The sequence below is a fragment of the Trebonia sp. genome, from assembly GCF_030042015.1.
In the GTDB taxonomy this organism is placed as follows: domain Bacteria; phylum Actinomycetota; class Actinomycetes; order Streptosporangiales; family Streptosporangiaceae; genus Trebonia.
Window position 1 is genome coordinate 1 of sequence record NZ_JASIAL010000066.1, and the last position, 11,054, is coordinate 11,054.

Sequence of the window (11,054 nt, forward strand, 5' to 3'; positions counted from 1 at the left end):
CACGGCCACAGCCCCCGGCCCGCCGGCACCCTGCCCGGCCACCAAGCCCGCCCCGCCGGGACGCCGGCCTTTCCTCATCACGAGCGCCGGGAGCACGAGAAGCTACCTCGCGCCGCGGCACACCCCGCCCCGCGCCCGCCCCGGGCCGGCCCCGGGCCGGCCCCGCCAGGCCAGATCACCCCCCAGCCGGCAGAGCAGGCACCCGCCCGGCAAGCCCCGCACCGGCAACCACAGCACCCAGCCCCTGCCAGGACCAAAACGGCACACGCCGCCGACAGTCCATGACCCACACGGCCCGCACCTCAACTCCCCGGCACCGGGGCCAGCGCCGGCGCCCGCGCGCGGCGGCCCGTCCGGTTAGGCGGGCGTGGCCGGCTTGCGGCCGATGACGAGGAACTGCTTGCCGAGCACCTTCCACAGCGGCGGGGTGTGCAGGTACAGCCGGGTCAGCCGGGCCGACGGGGGGAGCAGGCCGCGGAACGAGTACGGCAGGAACTTCGGGTATACCGCGGCCACGTCGAACCCCGCGGCGTACAAGTGCTCGGCGACCGCGATGTGCGACAGGATCACCGTGTGGTCGGCGCAGTCGAAGTACTCGCCGGCGCAGTACTTGAAGTTCGGGCCCATGATCGCGATCCGGCCGCCGGGCCGCATGGCCCGCGACAGCCTGGCCAGCACGTCGGCGACCGCGTTCTGGTCCGCCAGGTGCTCCAGGAAGTTAGACAGGAACACGCCGTCGAAGTAGTCGTCGGGCAGATCGGCGTCCATGATGTCGGCGATGATCATCTTGACCCCGGCGAGCTCGGCGTCGCCGTGGCTGACCAGGTCGACTCCCCAGCGCTCGGCGGCGGGCACCGCGGCGATGAACTCGCCTCGCCCAGCCGCCGGATCCAGGACACGGACCGGGGAGCCCATCCGGCCGTGGACGTAGTGGGCGATCTCCCGCCACACCGTCTCCCTGGCGGCCTGGTCGACATCACGGAACCGGTACTCATACAGCCGCTGGAAGTTGATGCCGGCTGCCGCGCGGCGGCCGCCTGCCGGCGCGGGTGGCACGTTGACTGACATGTGATGAACCTTATGGCTCGCAGGTGTAGCGGACGGCGGGGATCCCCGTTTCGCCGCCGGGCGCGGTGCGGCACTACTATAAGTCCCCGATCATGGGGTAACGACTGCGCTTACTGGATGGTGCTCGGTTGCATCGGATAAACAGTGACCGCCAGCCCGCTGGCCGGGAGCGCGCCGCTGACGCGGGTAACGGCATTGCCCAGGCCGGGGGCCCGGCGCAAGCCGGCGACCCCCCGTCCCAGGCGCAGACGGGCGGGGCCCCGGGGGCGCACGGGTCACGCCGGGCCGCGATCTGGCAGCTGCGGCTCGCGTGGGCCGGCGGCCTGCTGCTCGCCGGCCTCGGCCTGTTCACCTTGTACCTGCGCCAGTCGCGGATCGCGCCGTTCAACGCCGACGGCGCCTCGATCGTCTTGCAGGCCAACGTGATGCTGCACGGGAACCTGCTGCTGCGCGGCTGGTGGACCGCCGACGTCTCCTTCTACACCACGGAGCTTCCCGAGTACGTGCTGGTGGAGGTGTTCCGCGGGCTGACGCCCGACGTGGTGCACATCTGCGGCGCGCTCACCTACACGCTGACCGTGCTGCTCGCCGCGCTGCTGGCGCGGGGGCGGGTCAAGGGCCGGGCGGGCGTCGTCCGGGCGCTGGTGGCCGGCGGGATCATGCTCGCGCCCGGGATCATCGGCGGCACGGCGGTGTTCCTCGAGAACCCGGACCACGCCGGCACCGCGGTGCCCATCCTCGTGGTGCTGCTGCTCATGGACCGGGCGCCTGAGCGCTGGTACGTCCCGGTGGCGGTGTGCGTGCTGCTCGCCGGGATTCAGGTGGGCGACCAGCTCACCCTGGTCGCGGCGACCGTTCCTGTCGCCGCTGTCGCGCTGGTCCGGCTGCTCGTGCTTGCGCTGCGGCGCCGGCCGCTCGCCGAATTCCGCTACGACGCCCTGCTCCTGCTGGCCGCCGGGCTTTCCGCGGAGCTGGCCAAGCTCGCCGAGCGGGTGCTGCGCGACCTCGGCGGCTACGCGCTGCACCCGCTGCCGCAGCAGCTGCTCTCCCCGAGCTCGCAGGTTCCCTCGAACGCCCGGGTGATGGGCCAGACGATCATGATGCTGTTCGGCGCCAACGTCTCCGATCACCAGCTCGCGCTGATCGCGCACCTGCACCTGATCGGGCTGGCGCTGGCGGCATGCGGGCTGGCCGTGGCGATCGCGACCTTCTTCGGCACGCGCATCGACCGGGTGTCGCAGATCCTGCTCGCGGGCACGCTCGCCGTCCTCGCCTGGGGCATCCTCGGCACCGAGCTGCCCTCGCTCAGCCACGCCCACGAGGTCGCCATCCTGCTGCCGTTCGGCGCGGTGCTCGCCGGCCGGATGCTGCCCGGCCTGGTCCCGGCCCGCTGGCACCCCGGCCGCGTGCTTGTGCCGCTGCTCGGGGCGTGGCTCGCCTGCAGCCTCGCGGCGCTGTGCTGGGCGGCCACCTGGGCGCCCCTGCCGGTGCCGGACCAGGCGCTGGTGAACTGGCTGACCGGCCACAAGTACACCGAGGGCCTGGCCTACTACTGGGAGTCGAACAACATCACGGTGGCCAGCGGCGGCAAGGTGCTCGTCGCGCCGGTCGTCTACCAGGCCTCCGCCGCGCGGCACTGGGAGGCGTCGGTCACCTGGTATGAGCCAAGTCAGCGGCGGGCCAACTTCGTCATCGCCGCCACCGACCCCAGCGCGCCGCCGGGCGGGCTGCCCATCGCCAGCGTGCGCAAGGTCTTCGGCCGCCCGGCCCACCAGTACCAGGTAGGGCCGTACGTGATCATGGTCTACAACTACAACCTGCTGACCAAGCTGGGCGGTCGCGTGTTCCCCGGGATCAGCAAGGCGGTGGCAGCAGCAGGACCGGCTGGTCCGCGCCAACAGGCCGAGCCGGATCGATCGAGTTGAGCGGCACCTCGACGACGGGCGAGGCGAGGTCCCGCAGCCGCCATGCGGCGGGTCCGTCCGGCGGCCGGGACCGCGTCCGCGGCGCGGTCTTGTGGGCAGTCGGCACCGCGGTCGCGGCCGTCGCGCTGTTCACGTGCTACCTGCTGCAGTCGCGCACGATCTCGGTCGGCTCGGACGGCGCCTCGATCGCGCTCCAGGCGTGGGACATGCTGCACGGCAACCCGCTGCTGCGCGGCTGGTGGGTGGCCGACGTGTCGTTCTACAGCACAGAGCTGCCGCAGTACATGCTGATCGAGTCCGTCCGCGGGCTGTCCGCCGACGTGATGCACGTCGGCGGCGCGATGACCTACACGCTGCTCGTGCTGCTTGCGGCGTTCCTGGCCAGGGGCAGGGCCCGCGGCCGGGCCGGGCTTGTCCGCGCGGCCGTGGCCGGCGGGATCATGCTGGCGCCGCAGCTCGGCAACGGCATCGGCACGCTCGTGCTGTCCCCGGACCACGCGGGCACCGCCGTCCCCGTGCTGCTCGTGCTGCTGCTGATCGACCTGGCCGGGCGCCGCTGGTATGTCCCTGTGCTGGTCTGGCTCGCGCTGGCCTGGGTGGTTGTCGCCGACGAGCTCGTCATCGTCATCGGCGCGATACCGCTCGCGGTCGTCTGCGCCGTGCGGGCGTACCAGGGCGTCGTCGTGCGCAGGGCCGGCTGGCCTGTGCCAACAGGCATAAGGGGCGTGCGGGCGCGCTGGTATGAGCTGTCGATGGCGGCGGCCGCGCTCGCCGCCATCCCCACCGGGCTCGCGGGCATCGCGCTGATCAGGGCGGCTGGCGGCTGGCAGCTGAGCCCGCTGCAGACCAGGCTCGTCAGCGGCGCCGTGTTCGCGCAGAACCTCAGGATCGGCGGCCAGGGGCTGCTCGAGCTGTTCGGCGCGGACTTCTTCGGTGCGGGGTCGGGGGTGCTCGTCGTCTTCGCCGTGGCCCACCTGGTTGGCGTGGCCCTGGTGGTGTGGGGTTTCTGCGCGGCCGTGCGGCGGTTCCTGCGCCGCGACGCCATCGTCGAGTCGGTGCTTGTGACGGCGATCGTGTTCAACGTGGCGGCCTTCTTGGCCATCGTGCCCGCGGTCAACCTGGCGAGCATCCGCGAGGTCGCCCCGGTCCTGCCGTTCGCCGCCGTGCTGGCCGGCCGGCTGCTCGGCGAGCGCATTCTCGCGGCGCGGGCTGGGGCGCGGCTGGCCCTCGGGCTTGCGGTGGCCTGCTACGCGGCGATGCTCGGCTACGGTGCGGCCCAGCCGGCCGCCGCGCCCCAGTACGCGGACCTGACGGCCTGGCTTTCCGCGCACCACCTGACCTCGGGCGTCAGCGGCTACTCGCAGGCCAACATCGTGACCGCGGAGAGCCATGGCGCGATCGGCCTGCGGCCGGTCGTGGCCGACGGGCGGTTCCTTGCCGCCTACAAGTGGGAGGCGAAGCGCGCCTGGTACGACCCGGGGTCGCGGCGGGCCAACTTCCTCGTGCTGTCCACCTTCGGGGCGTACGAGGTTTCCGCGCGCGAGGCCGTGGCGACGTTCGGGCGGCCGGCCCAGACCTACCGGTACCGGGAGTACACGATCATGGTCTGGCCGGAGAACCTGTTCGCGCACCTGCACTAGCCGGCGCGCGCCCCTGTCCGGCCGTCTCCGGCCGGCGCGTGATTCGGCCCAATCCGGACCTGGCCGGGTCGCGAATGACGTGTAGACTCGTTGCCGAGATGAGTCCCACCGTGCGGGACTCACACCTTGTTGCAGAGGACGCAAATGATTGGTGACCTGTTCGACAGCCCGTGGAAGATCCTGATCGTCGCGGTCGTGATCATCGTGCTGTTCGGGTCGCGCAAGCTGCCCGATGCCGCGCGTTCGCTTGGCCGGTCGATGCGCATCCTGAAGGCCGAGGTGCAGGGCCTCAACGATGACGAGTCGGGCGCCCCGGCCGCCCCGGCCACCACGGTGGCCCAGGTAGCCCCCCCGGTTGCGGCCCCCGCCCAGCTGCAGGCGCCCGCGCCCGCGTCATCGGCTGATACGCAGGCTCAGATCGCGGCACTGCAGGAGCAGCTCAACAGCCTGCAGCAGTCGGTCTCCGCCAACGGCACGGCCGCGGCGGACAGCCAGCAGACTCGCTGACCCCGGCCGGGGTTCCCGGAAGGGGCTTAACGGTCATGGCGAACAAGCCCGGCGCGGTGACGGGTGCCCGTATTGTGGGCGAGCGGTACGTGCGGATGAAGCGCCGCCAGAACCCCGAGGGGCGCATGCCCCTCATGGAGCACCTGCGCGAACTGCGCAACCGCATCCTGAAAGCGGCCGTCGTGCTCCTCGTGGGCATGATCATCGCGCTGGTGTTCTCCAACGCGACGCTGAACATCGTGGCGCACCCGTTCTGTTCCGCCGTCATCAACGGGCGCACCGGCTGTCAGGTGGTCGGCGACAAACTCGTCGCCAGCGGCATATTCGACCCGTTCTTCCTGCGCATCCAGGTCGCGTTCTGGTTCGCGCTGGTCGGAACGTGCCCGATCTGGCTGTACCAGCTGTGGGCGTTCATCGCGCCCGGGCTGTACGCACGCGAGAAGAAGTGGGCCTACCTGTTCACGTTGACGGCCGTGCCGCTGTTCGCCGGCGGCGCCGTGCTCGCCTACTTCGTGATGGACAGGGGCCTGCACTACCTGCTCGGCCTGGCGCCGCAGAACACGCTGGTCTTGCCCAGCTGGGACACCTACCTGGGCTACTTCACCGGCATGCTGGTCGGCTTCGGCATCGTGTTCGAGCTGCCGCTCGTGATCGTCATGCTGAACATCGCGGGCATCCTCACCCACGAGCGATTCCGCAAGTGGCGCCGGATGATGATCTTCCTCATCTTCCTGATCGCCGGGATCGTCAACCCGAGCCCGGACCCGTGGACGATGCTGATGCTCGGCGGGATCGCCGTGGTGCTCGTCGAGGTGGCGGAGATCATCGTCTACTTCAACGACAAGCGCCGGGCGCGCCTGCATCCGAGCCCGTACGCGGGACTTTCCGACGACGAACTCTCGCCGCTCGAGGCGACCGCGCCCGTGGACGCGGACAGCTCGCTCAACTGAGCTCGTTCACTGACGCCGGGGGGATACCGCCGGATGTCATGATCCGTCCCCTACCCTTGGAGCCATGAGCACATCGGCGGTGACTCCGGCCGAGCAGTACTCGCGATTTCGCGACCGGCAGGCCGCCCCGGAGTTCACGTCGTTCCGCGAGCTTTACGACTTCGATTTCGACCCGTTCCAGGTGGCTGCCTGCGGCGCCCTGACCGCCGGGGACGGGGTGCTCGTCGCGGCTCCCACCGGGTCGGGCAAGACGGTCATCGGGGAATACGCGGTGCACCTCGCGCTCGCGCAGGCGCGCAAGTGCTTTTACACCACCCCGATCAAGGCGCTGTCCAACCAGAAGTACAACGACTTGCTGCGCAGGTACGACGCCGCGCGCGTGGGCCTGCTGACCGGGGACAACAGCATCAACGGGAACGCCCCGGTTGTGGTGATGACCACCGAGGTGCTGCGCAACATGCTGTACGCCGGGTCCCCGGCGCTGCGCAACCTCGGCTACGTGGTGCTCGACGAGGTGCACTACCTGGCGGATCGCTCCCGCGGCGCCGTGTGGGAAGAGGTCATCATCAACCTGCCTGAGTCGGTGCGCGTGGTGGCGCTGTCGGCGACGGTGAGCAACGCCGAGGAGTTCGGCGACTGGCTGGCCCAGGTGCGCGGCGGGACCGAGGTCATCGTCGACGAGCACAGGCCGGTGCCGCTGTGGCAGCACATGCTGGCCGGGCGGCGGCTGTACGACCTGTTCACCGACGACGAGCACCACCAGGTCAACCCGGAACTGATCCGGTTCGCGCAGCGGGACGCGGCGCGTGCGCCCGCCGCCCGCCCGGGCCGCGGCGGGCACCGCCCCCGGCGGCCGGCGCCGCCGTACCGGCCAGAAGTCATCGACCGACTGGACGCGGACGGGCTGCTGCCCGCGATAACGTTCATCTTCAGCCGCGCGGGCTGCGACGCCGCCGTCCAGGAGTGCCTGGCAGCCGGGCTGCGGCTGACCACGCCGGAAGAGGCCGCGCAGATCGAGGCGGTGGCGGCGCGGCGGACCGCGGACATCCCCGAGGAGGACCTGGCGGTCCTGGGGTACCACGACTGGGTCACCGGGCTGCGCCGCGGCATCGCCGCCCACCACGCCGGGCTGCTTCCCGCGTTCAAGGAGGTCGTGGAGGAACTGTTCGCCGCCGGGCTAGTCCGGGCGGTCTTCGCCACCGAGACCCTCGCCCTCGGCGTGAACATGCCCGCGCGGACCGTCGTGATCGAGCGGTTGGACAAGTGGAACGGCGAGGCGCACACCGCGCTGACGCCGGGGGAGTACACCCAGCTGACCGGGCGGGCCGGGCGGCGCGGCATCGACGTCGAAGGGCACGCGGTCGTGCTGTGGCAGCCCGGTATCGACCCCGGCGCCGTGGCCGGGCTGGCCGGCACCCGCACCTACCCGCTGAACTCCAGCTTCCGCCCGTCGTACAACATGGCCGTCAACCTGACAGAACGCGCCGGGCGAACCCGCGCGGCCGCGCTGCTGGAGTCGTCGTTCGCGCAGTTCCAGGCCGACCGGGGCGTGGTCGGCCTGGCCCGCAGGCTGCGCCGCGTGCAGTCGCAGGCCGACGAGCTTGCCGCCGCGATGACCTGCGACCGCGGCGATTTCATGGAGTATGCCGCCATCCGGCGCCAGCTCACCGAGGCCGAGCGTGGCGCCGCTCGCGGTCGTGCGGCCGCGCAGCGCGCGGAGGCGCGGCGCGTGCTCGGTACGCTGCGTCGCGGCGACATCATCCGGGTTCCTGCCGGGCGGCGGCAGGGGATGGCGGTCGTGCTTGAGCCGCCGCCGGCCGCGGGCGACCTCAGCAACGGGGCCCGCGCCGACGGGCCCCTGGTGCTCACCGCACACGGGCAGCTGAAGCAGCTGTCGGCGGCCGACTTCCCCGTCCCTGCCGAACCGGTCGGGCGGCTCCGTGTGCCGTCCCACTTCAGCGAGCGCTCGCCCAAGCACCGGCGCGACCTGGCCTCCTCGATGCGCAGCAAGCTCGCCGGACGCGACGCCGGCGACCACGAGCGTGACCGTGATCGCGACCGGACCGGCGATCGTGAGATCGCGGAGCTGCGGCGCAGGCTCCGCCGTCACCCCTGTCATGGGTGCCAGGAGCGCGACCAGCACGCCAGATATGCCGAGCGGTACTTCCGGCAGCGCCAGGAGGCCGCCGAGCTCGAGCGGCAGATCGGCAGCCGCTCGCATGTGATCGCGCGCACGTTCGGCAAGGTCTGTGCCGTGCTGGACCAGCTGGGCTATCTCGACGGCGACACGGTCACCCCCGACGGCAGGCGGCTGGCTCGGCTGTACTCCGAACTCGACCTGCTAGCTGCCGAATGCCTGCGCCTGGGCTTCTGGGACGGGCTGAACCCCGCCGAACTGGCGGCGTGCGTCAGCGTGCTGACGTTCGAGTCGCGCCAGCCTTCCGATGACGCGCCCGCCGCACGGCTGCCCAAGGGGCCGGTCCGTGACGTGCTCGCGGCGATGACCAGGACCTGGGGGGAACTGGACCAGCTTGAAAAGCGCAGCGGGGTTTCGTTCCTGCGCGAGCCGGACTCCGGCTTCGTGTGGGCGGCCTACCGGTGGGTGCGCGGCGCCAAGCTGGAGGACGTGCTTGAATCGGTGCCTGGCCTCACACCCGGCGACTTCGTCCGGTCGACCAAGCAGCTGATCGACCTGCTGGATCAGGTCGCCGCCGCCGCCGATCACGACACGGCCACCCGCGACACGGCGACGTCGGACGCGGTCACCAAGAACCTGGCTGAGCGGCCCCGCGATCGCGGCGTGGCGGCCACCGCACGGGCCGCCATCGACGCGATGCGCCGCGGTGTCGTGGCCTACACGGCTCTCGCCGACTGAGCGGAATTCCGGCAGCGGCGGGCTGCGGATGAAAATTCCCCGTTCCCTGACGCCCGCCGCCGCCCGTGGCGTGGGGAGAAACCTACGCTGCCGGAGCCTGGTCGAGCCTGACCGGCCTGAGAACCTTGTTCGGGTCGTGCAGCACGATCGTTCCGGCGATGCTGTCGTGCAGCGTCTTCCGTTCCTTGCCGGTGACGAAGAGGACGAACGAGACGATCTGCCCGAAAGGAATGACGTTCACGATGACGAACGAAAGCTCGCGCAGGAACATCGTCCCCCATGTGGCGTTGGTGGCGGTCTGCGGCTTCCAGGTCTGCATGCCCAGAACCTGCTGCGCCGGCGTCTGGCCCTTGGCCCAGGCGATCAGGCCCCAGATGGCATAGCCGATACCCAGCGTGACAATCGACAGCAGGATGCCCAGGAAGTAGGCGCCGATCCGGCGGCCGACAGGCGCGAGCTGCGTCCCCAGCGGAAGGACCAGGCCGGACATCTGGTCGAGATACATTCCCGGCGGAACCTGCACGGGTGCGACTCCCGGAATTCCGTATCCGGCCGGTGCCATTGCCGCCTGAGGGTTAACCTGGCCGAACGGCGGCTGCTGATACGCCGGCTGCTGATATGGCGGCGGCTGCTGCTGCTGATATGGCGGCGGCTGCTGCTGATATGGCTGCTGCTGATACGGTTGCGGCGGCTGCTGATATGCCGGCGGGCCGCCTGCCGGGTTCCAGTCTGGTGACTGAGACATTGCCCCCTCGCTTTCTCCGCTTTTAATTGCTAGCCGGACTATACGGGACGGAAGTTGCGATGTGTCGCAGAGTGTAACAATCGTGCGTGAAACGTTATGGAAATCTTGACCGTTGGACAGCGAAATACTTTGTTGGTTTCTGTTCAGAATCGCTCTATTGGGGTATTCACCGTCAATGCCGGCCGGCCGCCGCATGCGCGCCGGCCCGGGGGCGCCCGGGCGGTAGGGCCCGCGGGCGAGAGTTGAGGGCTGCCTGCGCCCGCCCCTCGGGGCGCGCCATCCATCGATGCGGCTTATCAATGGAGATGTGATCTGGCATTAGTGTGACTTCAAACCTACTGATATGGTAGGGAATGCTGGGAGCCGTCACCGAGAGGGGACGGCAGAATCACTCGAGGAGGTGCCGTGTCGCGATCGACCGCCTCAGCAGTCGCGCCGTCAGCCGGGATCGCAATGCCACGCGTCGTGGGTACGTGCCCCGCCTTCCTGGCCGCGGCGATCCGCCGTGAGGTGCGCGCCCGTGGTTCGTGGCGCGACACCGCGGACCGTGTCGCCGCCGTGCTGCGTCGCCACCTGCCAGGGCCTGACCTGCTGACTCCCGAGCAGCTCGCGGGTGACCCGTCGGGATATCAGACCCACCTCGTGCACGCCGAGCCCGACGGCTCGTTCTCCGTCGCGGTCATGGTGTGGCTGCCCGGTCAGCTGACCCCGATTCACGACCACCTCACGTGGTGCGTGACCGCCGTGCTGCAAGGCGCCGAATACGAGGAGATCTTCGCCTTGCGCGACGGTTACCTCGAGATCCTCGCGCGCAACCAGAACCCGGTCGGCGCGGTCAGCGGGTTCGCCCCGCCAGGCGACATCCACCAGGTCCGCAACAACGGCACGGAAATCGCCGTCTCGATGCACGTGTACGGCACCGACATCACCCGCGTCGGCTCGAGCATCCGCCGCGAGTACGGCCTCCCGGTTCGCTAGTCCCCGCACCCCGGCGCCTGCCCACCTGTCGCGCCCGCGCGCCCCCGCGCACCTGAGCGCAGATGTCACGCCGGCCTCGCACGCTCCCGCGCGGAAAGACGCGGGATACTTTGCGCCCTTCTACACGCCGGGACAAACTAGGACAAAAAGCTGCCAGGAACGTGGCTCTCGTGCCCTAGTAGTACTTTGTTGGGTCGCGGATAGGGCAGCGGCGAGCCGGCCGAGTGTTACTTGCTGGCTGCACAGCGGGCAGGCGCCGGGGATGATGCCGGGCGCCGCCGGCGGCGGTGGCCTGCTCCAGCACGCCCCACCCGCCGGGTCCGGCCATCTCGCCGGTCATCTCCAGCGCCAGCGCGGCGTCGTCCC

Annotated in this window: 9 protein-coding genes; 6 read left to right on the plus strand and 3 right to left on the minus strand. The window is 70.6% G+C overall.

Annotated elements, in window-relative coordinates:
- Positions 1-357: 357 nt before the first annotated feature.
- Complete coding sequence (locus Q1N79_RS03265; protein ID WP_300604132.1) at positions 358-1,068, minus strand: bifunctional 2-polyprenyl-6-hydroxyphenol methylase/3-demethylubiquinol 3-O-methyltransferase UbiG; 711 nt, start codon at positions 1,066-1,068, stop codon at positions 358-360.
- Positions 1,069-1,196: 128 nt separating this feature from the next.
- On the opposite strand from Q1N79_RS03265, the gene Q1N79_RS03270 reads away from it, so the two are divergent.
- From Q1N79_RS03270 to Q1N79_RS03290, 5 genes are all read left to right on the plus strand, one after another.
- Positions 1,197-2,993, plus strand: coding sequence for a hypothetical protein (locus Q1N79_RS03270; protein WP_300604135.1), 1,797 nt, complete (start codon positions 1,197-1,199; stop codon positions 2,991-2,993).
- On the plus strand, positions 2,990-4,633 hold the full coding sequence (locus Q1N79_RS03275) for a hypothetical protein (protein WP_300604138.1): 1,644 nt from the start codon (positions 2,990-2,992) through the stop codon (positions 4,631-4,633). The genes Q1N79_RS03270 and Q1N79_RS03275 overlap by 4 nt, the downstream gene beginning before the upstream one ends.
- Positions 4,634-4,777: 144 nt before the next feature.
- Positions 4,778-5,140, plus strand: a complete 363-nt coding sequence (gene tatA / locus Q1N79_RS03280) for a Sec-independent protein translocase subunit TatA (protein ID WP_367185026.1) — start codon at positions 4,778-4,780, stop codon at positions 5,138-5,140.
- Between the two features lie 35 nt (positions 5,141-5,175).
- A complete protein-coding gene (gene tatC, locus Q1N79_RS03285; RefSeq protein WP_300604140.1) occupies positions 5,176-6,090 on the plus strand; it encodes a twin-arginine translocase subunit TatC in 915 nt (304 codons plus the stop codon).
- 64 nt (positions 6,091-6,154) lie between these two features.
- Positions 6,155-8,965, plus strand: coding sequence for a DEAD/DEAH box helicase (locus Q1N79_RS03290; RefSeq protein WP_300604142.1), 2,811 nt, complete (start codon positions 6,155-6,157; stop codon positions 8,963-8,965).
- An 82-nt stretch (positions 8,966-9,047) separates the two neighbouring features.
- Here the strand turns inward: Q1N79_RS03290 and Q1N79_RS03295 are convergent, their stop codons facing one another.
- Positions 9,048-9,488: an RDD family protein gene (locus Q1N79_RS03295; RefSeq protein WP_300604145.1), complete on the minus strand. Its 441-nt coding sequence runs from the start codon at positions 9,486-9,488 to the stop codon at positions 9,048-9,050.
- Between the two features lie 675 nt (positions 9,489-10,163).
- Between Q1N79_RS03295 and Q1N79_RS03300 the strand changes: the two genes are divergently transcribed.
- Complete coding sequence (locus Q1N79_RS03300) at positions 10,164-10,688, plus strand: cysteine dioxygenase family protein (protein WP_300604148.1); 525 nt, start codon at positions 10,164-10,166, stop codon at positions 10,686-10,688.
- A 175-nt stretch (positions 10,689-10,863) separates the two neighbouring features.
- Here the strand turns inward: Q1N79_RS03300 and Q1N79_RS03305 are convergent.
- Positions 10,864-11,054, minus strand: a 191-nt coding sequence (locus Q1N79_RS03305; RefSeq protein WP_300604151.1) for a hypothetical protein, incomplete at its 5' end; no start/stop codon positions are given.